Origin of the sequence: Erwinia sp. CGal63, assembly GCF_037026505.1 — a bacterium.
GTDB lineage: Bacteria > Pseudomonadota > Gammaproteobacteria > Enterobacterales > Enterobacteriaceae > Erwinia.
The window spans coordinates 379,873-395,332 of the sequence record NZ_JAKUMN010000001.1 but is presented as its reverse complement, the minus strand read 5'-3'; the positions used below and the strand labels follow the sequence as shown (position 1 = coordinate 395,332).

The 15,460-nt window shown below is 55.5% G+C and carries 11 protein-coding genes and 1 tRNA gene; 3 read left to right on the top strand and 9 right to left on the bottom strand.

Features of this window, described 5'->3' with window-relative positions; translation table 11 throughout:
* Positions 1 to 292 precede the first annotated feature (292 nt).
* Positions 293 to 368: transfer RNA gene (locus MKZ79_RS01580), tRNA-Asn, on the top strand.
* A 293-nt stretch (positions 369 to 661) separates the two neighbouring features.
* Here the strand turns inward: MKZ79_RS01580 and MKZ79_RS01575 are convergent.
* Positions 662 to 1,789 carry a hybrid-cluster NAD(P)-dependent oxidoreductase gene (locus tag MKZ79_RS01575; protein ID WP_336139570.1) on the bottom strand — a complete coding sequence of 376 codons (1,128 nt, stop codon included), beginning with the start codon at positions 1,787 to 1,789 and terminating at the stop codon, positions 662 to 664.
* A 193-nt stretch (positions 1,790 to 1,982) separates the two neighbouring features.
* Between MKZ79_RS01575 and MKZ79_RS01570 the strand changes: the two genes are divergently transcribed.
* The gene (locus MKZ79_RS01570) at positions 1,983 to 3,419 is read left to right on the top strand and encodes an aromatic ring-hydroxylating oxygenase subunit alpha (protein WP_336139568.1); all 1,437 of its coding nucleotides are present in this window, start codon (positions 1,983 to 1,985) and stop codon (positions 3,417 to 3,419) included.
* 50 nt (positions 3,420 to 3,469) lie between these two features.
* On the opposite strand, the gene etfB is transcribed toward MKZ79_RS01570, so the two are convergent.
* The 8 genes from etfB to MKZ79_RS01530 all read right to left on the bottom strand — a co-directional run bounded on the left by etfB (position 3,470) and on the right by MKZ79_RS01530 (position 13,461).
* Positions 3,470 to 4,261: an electron transfer flavoprotein subunit beta gene (gene etfB / locus MKZ79_RS01565; RefSeq protein WP_336139566.1), complete on the bottom strand. Its 792-nt coding sequence runs from the start codon at positions 4,259 to 4,261 to the stop codon at positions 3,470 to 3,472.
* Positions 4,251 to 5,486 (bottom strand): electron transfer flavoprotein subunit alpha, encoded by a 1,236-nt coding sequence (gene etfA, locus MKZ79_RS01560; RefSeq protein WP_336139564.1) that lies wholly within the window; start codon positions 5,484 to 5,486, stop codon positions 4,251 to 4,253. Before etfA ends, etfB begins: the two co-directional genes overlap by 11 nt.
* Complete coding sequence (locus MKZ79_RS01555) at positions 5,486 to 7,444, bottom strand: (Fe-S)-binding protein (protein WP_336139562.1); 1,959 nt, start codon at positions 7,442 to 7,444, stop codon at positions 5,486 to 5,488. Before MKZ79_RS01555 ends, etfA begins: the two co-directional genes overlap by 1 nt.
* A 78-nt stretch (positions 7,445 to 7,522) precedes the next feature.
* Positions 7,523 to 9,586, bottom strand: coding sequence for a dimethylglycine demethylation protein DgcA (gene dgcA, locus MKZ79_RS01550; protein ID WP_336139559.1), 2,064 nt, complete (start codon positions 9,584 to 9,586; stop codon positions 7,523 to 7,525).
* An 82-nt stretch (positions 9,587 to 9,668) separates the two neighbouring features.
* Entirely contained in the window at positions 9,669 to 10,196 is a 528-nt protein-coding gene (locus tag MKZ79_RS01545) for a DUF5943 domain-containing protein (RefSeq protein WP_336139557.1), read from the bottom strand.
* Positions 10,197 to 10,234: 38 nt separating this feature from the next.
* A complete protein-coding gene (locus MKZ79_RS01540) occupies positions 10,235 to 11,212 on the bottom strand; it encodes a dipeptidase (RefSeq protein WP_336139555.1) in 978 nt (325 codons plus the stop codon).
* A 263-nt stretch (positions 11,213 to 11,475) separates the two neighbouring features.
* Positions 11,476 to 12,624, bottom strand: coding sequence for a GlxA family transcriptional regulator (locus tag MKZ79_RS01535; protein WP_336139553.1), 1,149 nt, complete (start codon positions 12,622 to 12,624; stop codon positions 11,476 to 11,478).
* A gap of 369 nt (positions 12,625 to 12,993) precedes the next feature.
* Positions 12,994 to 13,461, bottom strand: a complete 468-nt coding sequence (locus MKZ79_RS01530; RefSeq protein ID WP_336139551.1) for a serine dehydratase beta chain — start codon at positions 13,459 to 13,461, stop codon at positions 12,994 to 12,996.
* Between the two features lie 284 nt (positions 13,462 to 13,745).
* Between MKZ79_RS01530 and MKZ79_RS01525 the strand changes: the two genes are divergently transcribed.
* Positions 13,746 to 15,401 carry a BCCT family transporter gene (locus tag MKZ79_RS01525; RefSeq protein ID WP_336139549.1) on the top strand — a complete coding sequence of 552 codons (1,656 nt, stop codon included), beginning with the start codon at positions 13,746 to 13,748 and terminating at the stop codon, positions 15,399 to 15,401.
* Positions 15,402 to 15,460: the final 59 nt, after the last annotated feature.

The window sequence follows — 15,460 nt, the reverse complement described above, 5'->3', positions numbered from 1 at the left end:
ACGGTTCCTTGCAGGTGTATGAGGCTTTTTATGGAATGTATATTTCAAAAAAGGGTTGAACAACGTAAAAATGAAACAAACGTGATCGTTCCGACGAAAGTCACTGCAAGCCGCAGGCCGGTACATACATAACTTGCGAGGCGCTACGCAAACGCATGCTGGCGAAGAGGAGCGGCTTTGCAGGCAAGGATAGCGGGCAGATTGCTGCTTTATTCGGCAGTCAGTAAAAAAAGTGCAATCAGGCTTTGACATCGCAAATCGCTATCGATAATATGCGCCCCGTTCAAACGATTCCTCTGTAGTTCAGTCGGTAGAACGGCGGACTGTTAATCCGTATGTCACTGGTTCGAGTCCAGTCAGAGGAGCCAAATTCTGAAAAGCCCGCTTATCTAAGCGGGCTTTTTGCTGTTGGCTGGCTTTACCTGCGGTACTGTAGGCCCGTCTGTTTTCTTCTTTGCGTTTCCGTCCGCTTCAGATACCTGAATCACCCCATTGCCACAGCACAATAAACAGGCTGGCTCATGCTGTTCATCGCGTCACCGTACAGCCAACCTGACATCTTGAGCCTGCGGCCGGACAGGTTATTTTTTCGTAGCGTCCTTCTGAAAGGATCGTCGGGCGCCGGAGACTAAACGACGGTTATGACTTAGTGCAGAATTGATTAAAACTCGACGATAATATTGCCTTTAGGGGTACTGCAACAGGACAAAATATAGCCCTCTTCGACATCTTCATCGGTAATTCCGCCGTTATGGTTCATCTCAATTTCGCCATCAAGACATTTTACTTTGCAGGTGCCACATATTCCCATGCCACAGGCTTTAGGAATATGCAGTCCCGCTTTTGCCGCCGCCGCATGCACCGTTTCTCCTGGCGCAACTTTTACGCTTTTACCGGTACTGGCAAAATTAACGCTGAGCAGTTCTGAGGCAGATATGGCTTCGGCTAATTCGGCGGCCTCTTCGGCGCCCTGCACCACCTGCTCTTTTATTACTTCAGGCGTCGAGCCGAACGATTCTTCGTGGTAGCGCGACATATCAAAATCGACATTTTGCAGGAGCGTTTTTATCGCCTGCATATAAGGTGTCGGGCCGCAACAGAAGATCTCCCTTTGCAGAAAGTCCGGCGCAATCATCTGCAGCATGGCAAGATTCAGAAATCCGCTAAATCCCCCCCAGAATTGCCCGGATTCATAGCGTTCACAGATAAGGCTAAGTTTAAAATTTGCGATGCGCGCGACCATATTTTCAATATCGCGCCTGAAGATAATATCCTGCGGCGTGCGCGCGCTGTGAACGAAAACCATATCGACATCGGCGTTAGTGTCAAAATACCAACGCGCCATTGACATCATTGGCGTAATGCCTACGCCGCCGGACAAAAAAAGCACTTTGTCGCTGGGAAAGTCGATACAGTTGAACTGACCAACCGGCCCATGCACCGCGAGCTCCATTCTTTCGCTCATATTATCGTGCAGCCAGTTCGATACCCTGCCTCCCGGCACGCGCTTAACGGTAATGGAAAAGCTATAGGGCACGGAAGGCGAGCTGGAGATCGTATAAGAACGAAATACCGTTTCATTCTCTATCGTGAGTTCCAGCGTGACAAACTGGCCCGGCTTAAAAAAGAACATGATCGGCTGTTCCGCCATAAAGCAGAAAGTCTTCACGTCCCAGGTTTCCTGAATCACCTTAACGCAGCGCACCGCATGACGGCCATTAGTCCAGGTTTGCGTGGTGACAGGCTCAAAAGCAGTGGTATTCAGTACCGTGATATTTCTGTCCGTCATACATTTCATTCCCATCAGAAGTGGAGTGATCAATCGCCCGTATCGATGCTTGCATAACAGCAGGCTTTTGAGCCGGAAATGCCGATTCTCCGTTTAACCCTGCGGCAACATTTAGTTATCCGCGACACGGAAATGCCTGAAAAAACCACGACGGAAAAAAACTTCGCGCGCGCGTCTTTAACAGAGGGGATTTATGTCGCTGGCAGAACATTCGCTGATGCGTAACCAGTGCAGCATGGTTTTCAAGCGTTATCCATCGCGATCGGGCTTCCGGCGCAACGGCGGTCTGGTTTTGTTGGCATCCGGGATGCGCCTGCAAAAGCACAAGACACTATCTCCTCAACCGCGCGAGAAGAGCGATATGATGAACCACAACGATCTGCTGAATATCACCTGTAAAAACCTTGTTGATGCGAACGACCACATGCAGGATCTGCTCGAAAAACGTCAGCCAAACTACTCGCTGCCGCAGGCGCTGTATAATGACCCGACTCTGTTTCGCATAGATATGGAAGAGGTGTTTCAAAAAGAGTGGCTTTTTGCAGGCATTAGCAGCGAAATCCCAAAAAAAGGCGACTATTTTACCTTTGAAGTAGGACAAAATTCGGTGCTGGTGCTGCGGGATGCCGAAGGCAGTATCAATGCTTTTCATAATACCTGTCGCCATCGCGGCTCGCGCCTCTGTTCGCAACAGCGCGGTAAGGTGGCGAACCTGGTCTGTCCTTATCATCAGTGGACTTACGATCTGAAAGGCAATCTGCTGTTCGCCGGTTCAGAAATGAACCCCTCATTCGATAAGCAGCAGCACGGCCTGAAAAAAGCACACTGCAAAACCGCAGGCGGCTTTATTTTTATCTGCCTGGCCGAGGCTCCGCCGCAATCTGACTTCGATCGTTTTCTCGCCACGCTGGAAGAGTACATGGAGCCCTACGATGTCGATAATACCAGGCTGGCGGTAGAGTCTCATATGTATGAGCAAGCCAACTGGAAACTGGTTCTGGAGAATAACCGCGAGTGCTACCACTGCGCGGGCAGCCATCCGGAGCTGTTGAACAGCCTGTTGGAATGGGATGACACTAACGATCCGCGCGCGCCGCAGAGCTTCCACGATTATTACAATAAACAGGCGGCGTTATGGGATAAACAGGGTATCCCGCATCGCCATCAGAGCTTCGGCCTGCGTAACCGTATCGTGCGCATGCCGCTGAAAGAGGGCACCAAAGTGATGACCATTGATGGTCAGGAAGGGTGCGCTAAACTACTCGGGCGCTTCACCAGTCACTATCAGGGATCGATGCGTATTCTGCATCTGCCGAACTCCTGGAATCATATGCAGAGCGATCACTTTATTGTTTTCCGCGTGCTGCCAATCTCCGCGCAGGAGACGCTGGTCACCACCAAATGGTTTGTGCATAAAGATGCCGTTTCCGGCGTGGATTACGAGCCGGATCGTCTGCGAGCCGTCTGGGACGCCACTAACGAGCAGGATCGTATCCTGGGCGAAGAGAACCAGCGCGGTATCAACTCCATGGGATATCAGCCTGGTCCCTATTCTGAAACTTACGAGTTTGGCGTGATTAACTTTGTCGACTGGTACAGTGAAACAGTACTTAAGAACATGAAAGGCTAAAGGGGTCTGCCCGCCTGCGTTGCTTAACGCCAGGCGGGTTCGGCGGAACGTTAGCGAATCACGCCCTCCTCCAGTAACAGATCAAACACGGCCTGCGCCATCTCGCTTACCGGCTTATTCTGCAGCACTTTGCCACCTTCCCCCTGCGATTTCGCCGTTGCCGCTTTGAAGCGGTCAGCGGCGGTTTTGGCTTTCACTTTTTTGAGGCGCTTAGGCCGCTTGCGCGCTGGTGCCGTTTCCCATGCTGACATCGCCTCATCCAGTATCGCGATGCCCGGCTGCAATACGATGTCGGCGCGGTTCGCCGGCCCAAAAGCGTTCTGCCGTGGCGCAGCGGCAGCCATGTCCACGCTGGCGATAAACGGCAGCGCGATGCGCAGCCGCCGACGTTGCCCCCGCGGCAGTGCCTGTAATACCTCGGCATCCGCGCCATTCAGGCTGACAATTTTTGCCACGCCTGTCACGATCGGGATTTCAAGCGCCTCCGCCAGCAGAAAAGGCAGCATGCCGGAAGATTCGCCACGCTCGGCCCGCCCGCCGGTGAGGATTACGTCAGGACAATTTTGCTTCAGGTAGTGCCCCAGCACCGCCACCGCATCGCCCTGCGCTGCCATAGCGAGCACGCGCAGCGAAGGAACCCCCATCCCCGCATAGCTACGTAACGCTTCATCATGCGGATCGCCAGCGTGCAGCACTTCAAGATCGCTAAGCGCCAGCGTTAAGCCCATTTCAACCGCTCTGGCATCCTGCTCTGCACGGCGGGCGCGGCCCGATTCCGGATGCCTGCCTGTCGAGACAAGCGCGGTAATGCGGTAGCCGTCGTGTTGTACTTCATGCTGCATGATTCAGCTCCTCTTTGCGCCAGGCGAGCGCCAGCCGCGCCAGCTCCGCCAGGATTTCATCACTGTCGGCAATCACGCTTAACGACGCGCGGCTGACCATATCGCAGCCGGGATCGGTATTGATGGCGATTACCCGGTCGCACTGCGCAATACCCTGAAGATGCTGTATCGCGCCTGAAATTCCCACGGCAAGATAAACCCGCGCCGTTACCCAGGTGCCGGTGGCGCCAACCTGACGGAAGCGCGGCATATGACCGCTGTCTACCGCCACACGACTCGCGCCCTCGGTCGCCCCCAGGATCTCTGCGGTAGCGTGGAACTGCGCCCAGTCGCCGACGCCGTTGCCCGCCGAAAGAATAAATTCCGCCTCGCCCAGCGGGACAGCGGCGGGATCGACCGGCATCAGGCCGCCGTCATTGATACGTGTCGCCTGCAGACTCAGCGGCCCGACGCTTAGCGGCAACGCTTCATGCCGGGTTTCATCTATCTGCTCCGCACACTCCTGCGCCAGCAGCATAACGCGTGCTACAGGACGGGTAATGTCAGCGCTGCCGCCAGCCGCGCGGCTGATGCAGGTGTCGCCCTCTACGCGCCAGACCTGGGTGGCCGGACGCTCGCCGGTACGGGCAGCAAAGCGACAGCCGAGCTCAAAACCTGCGGCGGCGCTGTCCGGGAAGAGCCAGAAGCGCGGTACCATCTCTTTTTCGATCGCCATCAGCGCGTGGAGACGCTGTTCCGGACTGTAGCCGTCGTAATGCTCGCCTCTGAGATGAAGCAGGCGATCCACGCCTGCCGTAGCGAAATGCTCTTCACGGTGTTCGCCAAAAACTATGGCCATCACCACGCCAGCGCCACCCATATGAAGCACCAGCTGATGCGCCAGACCGAGAATATCGCGGTCATGGCTGGTCAGGCGTCCGCCTGTCATATCCAGCACGGCCGCCACGCAGTAATCAGGCTGTTCTACGCGATGCAGCGGCAGTTCAGCAGGCGGCGCAACAGCCGGGCGTCTGCCCAAAAGCTGCGGGATGGCGTTGCCGTTTTCCCGGTCAATCCGTTTCAGCCCGTTCGGGCCGGTAAACCCCATCCTGTGCGGATTTTTACGCAGCAGCCCTGATGGGCCACGACTCTCCTGCGCAGGCAGGATCTGTTCGGTGTGCTCCGGGTGTAAACGGTTGCGGCTTATCCACTCTGTTCGCGGATCGCGGCGTATGATCGTTTCCATCAGATAACCTCCACAGCGATTTGACGATCGCGGATTTTTGCCGTCAGCGGCTTTTTCGTTTCGCTCAGCGCTTCGGCCACCAGTTCAGCAATATCTTTCACTGCCGGGCGCGGCCCTACCACGCCCTCCAGCATGGCGGTACATTGCTGACAGCCCACGGCGATCAGCTCCGCTCCCGTCTGTTGCGCATCTTCCATACGCATATCGGCAATACGCCGTTCGCCGGGAATGTCAGCGATCGGCGCGCCGCCGCCGCCGCCGCAACAGCGAGAGCGAAAGCCGGAACGATCCATTTCGGTAAGCTTGATCCCCAGCTCCGCCAGCAGTTCGCGCGGCGCATCATATTCACCGTTATAGCGGCCGAGATAACAGGGGTCGTGCCAGGTCACCTTACCGCCTTTGTAATCCTTCAGCTCCAGCAGCTGGACTTTTACCAGTTCGTTAATAAAGGTGGTGTGGTGCAGCACTTTGTACTCGGGCTGCGCGTCGACCGGATAAAAATCGGGATACTCATTTTTCAGGCAGTGAAATGCATGAGGATCGGTAGTGACAATGCGGTTGAAGCGATACTTACGCAGCGTCGCAATATTGCTTTTAGCCAGACGCTGGAAGGTCGCGTCATCGCCCAGACGCCGGGCAACGTCGCCGCTGTCCAGCTCCTCGTCGCCCAGCACCGCGAAGCTGATATTGGCGGCTTTAAGAATTTTGACAAAGGCGCGCAGAATGCGCTGGCTGCGCATATCAAAAGCGCCGTCGGAGACCCAGAACAGCACATCCGCCTGCTTTACGTCGCGCATCAACGGCAGATTCTGATCGGCCGCCCAGTGCATACGGCTGCGCGGATTAAACCCGTTTGGATTATCGGTGAGGTTCAGGTTATCCAGAACTTCGGCGCCTTTACCCGGCGTTCGCCCTTTTTCCAGCGTGATGAAACGGCGCATATCAACGATGGCGTCCACGTGCTCGATCATCATCGGGCACTCTTCAACGCAGGCGCGACAGGTGGTGCAGGACCACAACGTCTCCTCTTTAATCAACCCGCCGACGATAGGTTGATGCGGCTGACCGCAGGCTTCGCCGACCGGCACGCCCGGATAAGGGCTTCCGGCGAAACGGGCATCGCTGCCGCCCGCCATGCCGATGACCATATCCTGAATCAGCTTTTTCGGGTTCAGCGGCTGGCCAGCGGCAAAGGCCGGGCACATCGCTTCACATTTGCCGCACTGCACGCAGGCGTCGAATCCCAGCAGCTGGTTCCATTTAAAATCCGCTGGCTTTTCAACGCCCAGCTTCGGCGCGGCCAGATCGAGGCTTTTCAGCCCGGTTGACCGTCCGCCGCCAAACCGCTCCGGGCGACGATGAAAGGCAAGATGCAGCGCGCCAGCAAAGGCGTGTTTCATTGGCCCGCCCCAGGCCATGCCAAAGACCATCTCGCCCAGTCCCCAGACAGCGCCCGCCAGCAGCAGCGCCGTCAACACCCAGCGTCCTGCTTCGCCAAACAGGTCAGAGAGTGGCAGCGTAGTGATAAAAAACGTGATCGAAAACATCAACAGGCTTTTCGGCAAACGCATCCAGGGCCCGCGCGAAAGGCGGGCTGGCGGGTTGCGTCGCCGTTTGAACACAAACAGCGCGCCGATAAACATGACGACCAGCGCGATAGCGAGAATGCTATCAACTATCTTGCTGCTGACGCCGAACAGGTTAACCGCGAGGATCAGTACCATCGACAGTACGAAGCCGCCAGCGGTCGCTACATGGGTGCGCGACATATATTTGTCACGCGCCACGACATGGTGCAGATCCACTAAATAGCGGCGAGGCATCGCCAGTAAACCACTCAGCAAAGCAACTTTTTCTGGTTGCCCGCGACGCCAGAGCAGGATGCGCCTGACCATTCCTGCAATGGCAAGGAGCACAACGCCAAAAAGTAACCCGTGGAGTAACCGATCGAATACCATGATGTGCCCTTTCCAGACAATTTCTGTTGTGTGCAGCGCATGGCCGACGCCGCGCGCTGTGCATTAATAACGGCGTGATTACAGGTCCTTACACAAACGCAGCGCGTCGTAGATGGCGGCGTGAACATTACGCTGCGATACGCAGTCGCCCAGACGCCACAGGATCATGCCGCTGCCAGGCTGAGAAAGAACAGGCTGCGGCTTTATGGCAAACAGCGCCTCGACATCTGTCTGCCCTTTATTGCGCGACTCCGCCTTCAGCGCGTAGTAGAGCTCCTCGTCAGGACGCGTACCGTTTTCCACCACGATCTGATCGACTACTCGCTCCTCTTTCTGGCCGGTGTACTCATTTTCCAGCACCGCCACCAGCTTTTCGCCTTCGCGATAGACTTTTTCCAGCGCCAGGTCGGAGGTCATCACCACCGCTTTTTCATACAGGCTGCGGTAGTAGGTCGGGAAAGTGGTGCCGCCGATGCCGACGCCGGGTTTAATATCGCCAGTGACCAGCTCGACCAGCGCGCCGCGCGCCGCGAGAAAATCAGCCGCTGACATCCCGGAGAATTCACAGATGGCGTCATACACCAGCACGTTTTTGCCCGGCTCGACCGCGCCGGTCAGAATATCCCAGCTGGAGACCACCAGCCCTTCCGCCGCACCCCATTCCGGATTCTGCTCAAGAAAAGGTTGTCCGCCCGTAGCGAGGACGCAGACGTCGGGCGTAAGATCGCGGATCATCGCCGCATCAGCCGTGGTGCCGGTCAGCACGGTGACGCCCAGACGCTCAACTTCCATCGCTAACCAACGGGTGATGCCCGCCATCTGATCGCGCTGCGGCGCTTTCGCCGCGATAGTGATCTGACCGCCCAGCTCGCTGGCGCGTTCGATCAGCGTCACCTTATGGCCGCGTTCAGCCGCCACGCGCGCCGCTTCCAGTCCACCAGGGCCGCCGCCGATGACCACTACGTTGCGTATCGCGCCCTCGGTTTTAGTAATAATGTGCGGCAGCCCCCTATATTCGCGTGAGGTGGCGGCGTTCTGAATGCACAACACGTCCAGTCCCATATATTGACGGTCAATACAGTAATTGGCCCCAACGCACTGGCGGATCTGATCCACCTGGTTCATTTTGATCTTGGCGATAAGGTGTGGATCGGCGATATGCGCGCGCGTCATGCCAACAAAGTCCACATAGCCCGCTTCCAGAATGCGCTGCGCTTGGTTGGGATCTTTAATATTCTGCGCATGGATTACCGGCACCGACACCACCTCTTTGATTCCCGCAGCCAGGTGCAGAAAGGGTTCCGGCGGATAACTCATGTTAGGGATGACATTAGCAAGCGTGTTGTGGGTATCGCAGCCGGAACCGACCACGCCAAAATAATCCACCAGGCCGGTTTTGTCGTAGTAAGCGGCAATCTGGCGCATATCCTCATGGTTGAGGCCGTCAGGATGGAACTCATCACCGGTAATACGCATGCCGACCACAAAGTCCGGCCCTACCGCTTTGCGCACCGCATTCAGCACTTCGAGACCAAAGCGCATGCGTTTTTCAAAGCTGCCGCCCCACTCATCCGTACGCTTATTCACGCGCGGCGACCAGAACTGGTCGATCATATGCTGGTGCACGGCGGATAGCTCTACGCCATCAAGCCCGCCCTCTTTCGCCCGCAGCGCCGCTTTGGCAAAGTCGCCAATGACGCGCCAGATCTCCTCTTCTTCAATGGTTTTACAGGTGGCGCGATGCACCGGCTCACGAATGCCGGATGGCGACATCAGGCTCGGCCAGTTCTCACCATCCCAGCGCGAGCGTCGTCCCATATGGCTAATCTGGATCATGATTTTTCCGCCGTGCTGATGGACGGCTTCCGCCAGATTTTGGAAGTGCGGAATAATGCGATCGGTACTCAGGTTGACCGAGCTCCACCAGCTTTGTGGACTGTCGATCGACACCACGCTTGAGCCACCGCAGATACAGAGCCCGCAACCGCCTTTGGCTTTTTCTTCATAATATTTGACATAGCGGTCGGTGGTCATCCCGCCGTCAGTGGCATAGACCTCGGCATGGGCGGTGCTGACAATGCGGTTACGAATAGTCAGTTTATTGATATTTAACGGCTCAAACAGCAGATCAAACTGTGACATAGCTTCACCTTACCTCAATTTTGATAGCCAGCCTGGCTACACGGGACAGGCGTTATACGCAGCGCGAAGCTGCGTTTTAACGTCACGCTGGCGAAACGGTAAAAATGCCGTACTCGCATCCCTCTTCTGCCGCGCTCTGCGTCTGTACCGCTTTGGTTTTCACGCTGTAGCCCAGGCTCTGCGCAATTTGATCCATCGCGCCGGCGAACCAGCCGGTAAACATATAATCCACTTTACGGTTCACTTTGCCGTACTGGTAAACGAAGGCAGAGTGATCGAGCCGGATACGCGCCGTGCCCTGCTTTAAGTCCAGCGATTCGGTGGTAAAAAAGCCCCAGCCGCGCTGAGAAAGGCGTTTCATATAGTGTTCAAATACCGCTTCGCCGGATAAGCCGTGTAGCTCAGCCTCTTTCTCACACCAGTGAAAAGCGGATTGATAGCCTGCTTTATAGAGAATGGCCGCATAGCGTTCTGCGCCAATCTCCTCTTCGATGCCCCGGTGGTTATTCACAAAAAAATGGCGCGGCACGTATAACATCGGTAAGGCGTCAGTGGTCCAGACGCCGGTTTCATCGTCGACGCTGATGGGCATTTCGGGGGCATGTGCCATGATTTAACCTCTTTCTTAACGTTGATGGAGTGGCAGGCTTACTCGTTCCAGACCTCAGCCAGCAGGTTGAGCCAGTTTTCACCCATAAATTTACGTACCTGCTTCTCGGTGAAGCCGTGGCGTAATAAGGCAGCGGTTAAGTTAGGGAACTCGCCCAGCGTTCGAATGCCTTCCGGGTTAATGATTTTGCCGAAGTCGGTTAGCTGGCGGGCGTAGCCCTTGTCGTGGGTTAACCATTCAAAAAAGGCCTGGCCGTGTCCCTGGGTGAAATCGGTGCCGATACCGATCTGATCTTCGCCTACCAGGTTGAAGATGTAGTCGATCGCTTCGACGTAATCTTCAATGGTGGAGTGAATGCCCTTTTTCAGGAAAGGCGTGAACATGGTGACGCCGACAAAACCGCCGCGATCGGCAATAAATTTCAACTCTTCATCCGATTTATTGCGCGGGTGATCTTTCAACCCCGACGGGAGGCAGTGTGAATAGCAGACCGGTTTTTTTGAGGAGAGAATGACCTCTTTCGAGGTCTGAGCCCCTACATGAGATAAGTCGCACAGCATGCCGACGCGGTTCATCTCCGCCACCACTTCATGACCGTAGCCGGAGAGGCCGCCATCGCGCTCGTAGCAGCCGGTGCCGACCAGGTTTTGCGTGTTGTAAGCCATCTGCACCACGCCCACGCCCAGCGACTTGAAAATCTCGATATAGCCAAGCTGATCTTCAAACGCGTGGGCGTTCTGAAAGCCCATCAGAATGCCGGTTTTGCCCTCATCTTTGGCACGGCGAATATCGCGGGTGTTGGTTACCTTAGTCACCAGGTCGGCGTTTTGCGCAATAAGGTTATTCATCTCCACGATATTGTTAACCGTGCTCTGGAAACCTTCCCATACCGATACCGTGCAGTTGGCAGCGGTCAGTCCGCCGCGGCGCATATCTTCAAACAGCTCTCTGTCCCATTTCGCAATCACCAGCCCATCGATGACAATCGCAGAATCATGCAGTTCAGTCGCGTTCATATCTTCCTCTCGGGTTTGATTGATAACCGGGTGCGGCCTGATGAAAACAGAATAGGGTTTACGCTGTGGCGGAATTGTTCTGAAAACGTCACTTGCCTGACAGCTGGCGCAAATCAGACAAGGCAGAAATCGCAGAAAGAGGTACGGACATAAAAAAGCTGCCCCGAAAGGCAGCTAAGGTTGATGACAAATCCCGGGTCGCGTTTAAATCAGTGACGCAGCGGCGGCTCTTTTACTCTGAAACCATGCAGCCGGTGGCAGGTTCAGACGTTAGTCGGCAAGATGACAGAACCAAAGGTGGGTTCAAAACGCGCTTCATTGAGAATACGCAGGGAAGCGGATACGGTGCTCTCCTGCTGCCAGTTGGTCAGGCCAGGCAGTTCGGCCATAAAGAATTGGGTCAGCGTTTTGCCGCTTCCCTGGCTGTGAATGCCTCGTCTCTCTTCACGCGGCGGCACGCCGAGATGCTCGCGGTAGCACTTACTGAAGTGCGGCGTGGAGACAAAACCGCAGGCCAGCGCAATTTCAATGATCGACATCGAAGTCTGTTTCAGCAGCTGACGCGCGCGGAACAGACGCAGTTTCAGGTAGTAGCGTGAAGGCGAACAGTGCAGGTATTTCTGAAACAGGCGCTCCAGCTGACGCCGCGACAGGCCAACGTAGCCTGCCAGCTCATCAAGATCGATCGCCTCTTCGATATTGGCTTCCATCAGCGAGACGGCCTCCACTAAGCTGGGCTGAGCGGTGCCCAGCACATGACGTAGCGGGATACGCTGGTAGTCTGACTCGTTGCGCACCCGATCGCAGATAAACATTTCCGAGATACCGGCGGTGAGCTGATGGCCGAAATGACGCTGGATCATCGTCAGCATCATATCCATCGGCACGGTGCCGCCGCTGCTGGTCATTCGATCGTGCTCAATCACAAACAGCTGATTGGTGCAGATGACTTTAGGGTACGCCTCCTGCATTGAGGCGATGCACTCCCAGTGCGCGCTGCAGTGATAGCCATCCAGCAGTCCCGCCTCCGCCAGCAGATAAGGGCCGGTGCAGATCCCGCCGATAAGGATTTTGCGGCGCGCCATGCTTTGCAGCCAGCTCACCTGGCGGCTGGTATAACTTCGGGTGATGTTGACGCCTCCAACCACAATCAGCACATCCAGCGTCGGAACGTTAGCCATTGAATGATCGGGCGTGATTGAGATGCCGTCGCTTGCCGCAACGGGCGTGCCTTCTTCACTGACAGTACACCAGCTATACAGCTCTTTACCGCTTAGCTGATTAGCCATGCGTAAAGGTTCGACGGCCGTAGCCAACGCCATCATGGTGAAATTATTTACCAGCAAAAAGCCCACGCTGCGCTTTTTAATTTCATTAGAGGAACTTTTAAGAATTGCATCAGTATCAAACATATGCGCTGACCTCTATCAGGCTAAACAGAAACATCACCAGGGGAAAAAATTCCCCCATCGCTTTCCATCACCTATAGAGTAAGCAACAGACATGCCATTCGTCACCGGGTCAGGCGGCCTGAAAATGACACACAGTTAACATAAGCGATACAAATGTTTGTTCAGCTTCACAGATTTGAAAATTGTCCTCGGGTTGCCGGGTATAAGCATCAAAACAGTGCATCGGTTGACCCATTTTAGTTAAGTCCGCATTTTTGAGCCCGCTTTACGCTCTGCTAAACGCGGCAATCCCTTATAAACCAGAAAATAATCCACCACTAACAGTTAACAATTAAAAAAAATTCATGGTATTGACCCTCAGCGCGCCGCTCAATGCCGCGGGCCTGCCACCATCTCCTCTTCAGTGAAGCCGTAGACGGCAGAAAAAGTTTCATCCTTGATAAAGAAAGCGCTTAACCGTATGGCGGCAGGACGGTAAGCGATCGAATCGTCGACAAAGATAAGATCCTGATACCAGTCAAACTCAATATTTTTCCCCCAGGGCAGCGTGACCGAGCCGGTTTCGCATATCGCCCGGAAGGTAGCGTTAATAACGTGCGGATTGAGAGTAGCGGATGCCGCGCCTGTCAGTCCCAGCAGCACCGCTTTATCCGTGCCGCCAGCCTGACCGCTGGCGCTCAGCGCACCAGAGAGTTCGATTTTGATACGGTAAAGCGTCTGTCGCGCCTCCCGGTTGGCGATCTGCTCGACGAAATGCTGCGCTGCGCGCATCGGGCCGACGGTACAGGAACCGGATGCTTCCGTTCCTGTTTTAGACAAATCGAAGACGCTATTCATGCTGCTCTCCAGGGCTGATGCCGTTCAGGGATCCACAGTCCTATTATCGGCGGCGATAAAAATAATTATTGCCTGATAACGACGCGTTCAGCGCCCGACTCGCCTTTTGCCCCGGATCGCAAAAACACGCTTCTGAAAACAGGTGGCCGCCACCTTATGTCGCAAATTGACACAGCCCCGGCGTTACCAAACATCCTGACTGTAATGCTGGTGGTTATTATCACCTTACACTCAATCTACAGCTGCCCTGACAGGCCCAGCTCCGAAGCAGCGAGGAAATAACGATGGCGGATTCCAGAGATCCGATGTTGCCTGACGGGGAAGTCTCACCCTATGACACCGATTATCAGGTCGGTCAGGACAATATCGTGGTAAATGTCGGGCCGTTTGGTCTCGACATACATAACCGGGTATTCGTGATATCTGGCGTGTTAATTATTGCGTTTGTGGTATTAACCCTGATATTTCAGAGCGACGTAGGCCCACTTTTCAAAAATATGCTTAGCTGGCTAACCACCCGGCTCGGCTGGTTTTTTCTGAGCGCCGGTAATATTTTTGTCATTATCTGCCTGGCGTTGATTATTTCGCCGCTCGGCAAGGTACGGCTCGGCGGCACCCTTGCCCGCCCTGATTACAACTATGTCACCTGGTTCTCAATGCTGTTTGCCGCCGGCATGGGGATTGGCCTGATGTTTTACGGCGTTTCCGAGCCGCTGTCACATTTCTCCAGCGCCATGCGGGGAAGCGTGATCGAACATGGCGCGCGTACCGACTGGGCTCCCCTGAATGGGGCCAGCGGTTCGGCTGAAAACGCCACGCGCCTGGCGATGGCCGCTACGATTTTCCACTGGGCGCTGCATCCCTGGGCGACCTACGCCATTCTTGCGTTGGGCCTCGCGCTTTTTTCTTTTAATAAAGGTTTGCCGCTGACCATTCGCTCGCTGTTTTATCCGCTGCTGGGCGATGCGGTCTGGGGCTGGCCGGGTCATTTAATCGATATTCTCGCCGTGTTGGCTACGCTGTTCGGCCTCGCCACCTCACTGGGGCTGGGCGCGTCCCAGGCCGCTTCCGGCCTGAACTTTCTGTTTGATGTGCCGCTGGGGCAAACTACGCAGATTGTGCTGGTGATTGCGATTACCGCTATCGCCACCCTCTCCGTCGTCGCCGGTCTGGATGTCGGCCTACGGCGGCTGTCGGAAGCCAATATGATCCTTGCTGGCCTGCTGCTGCTGTTTATCATCGTTGTCGGGCCGTCGCTGCTGTTGTTCAGCAGCTTTTTTTCCAACCTGGTCTCCTATATCGAATTTCTGCCCGCACTTTCCAATCCGGTTGCGCGATCTGACACCAATTTTGTCGCCGGCTGGACGTCCTTCTACTGGGCGTGGTGGATCTCATGGTCGCCATTTGTCGGGATGTTTATCGCGCGTATTTCGCGCGGCCGCACGGTTCGTGAGTTTGTCACCTCTGTGCTGCTGGTACCGTCGCTGGCCTGCGTGCTGTGGATGACCGTGCTTGGCGGTACTACCATCCACCAGTATTTCATTGATGGCTATCAGAGCATCGCCAATGCGATTCTGCCGCTGCAGCTGTTCACTATGCTGAATACCCTGCCGCTGGCGAAAATCACCTGTGTGGTGGCGATTATCCTGGTGGTGGTGTTCTTTGTCACCTCGGCGGATTCCGGCACGCTGGTCATTGATATTATCGCTTCCGGCGGCAAGATTGAGTCGCCGACCTCGCAGCGAATTTTCTGGTGCGTGTTTGAAGGACTGGTGGCCATTACGCTGATTCTGGGCGGCGGCCTGGACGCTCTGCAGGCGATGGTCGTCTCCACCGGGCTGCCGTTTGCGCTGGTGCTGCTGGTCGCCTCGGTGGCGGTGATTAAAGGATTGATGTCCGAGCCGCGACTGGCGCGCCCTGCCGTGGCGGTACGCGATTAACAGACCGGCAGCAGGCGGATAGCAGAGAGCGGTTTACCGCCGCTTAAAAAGGGTTTCCC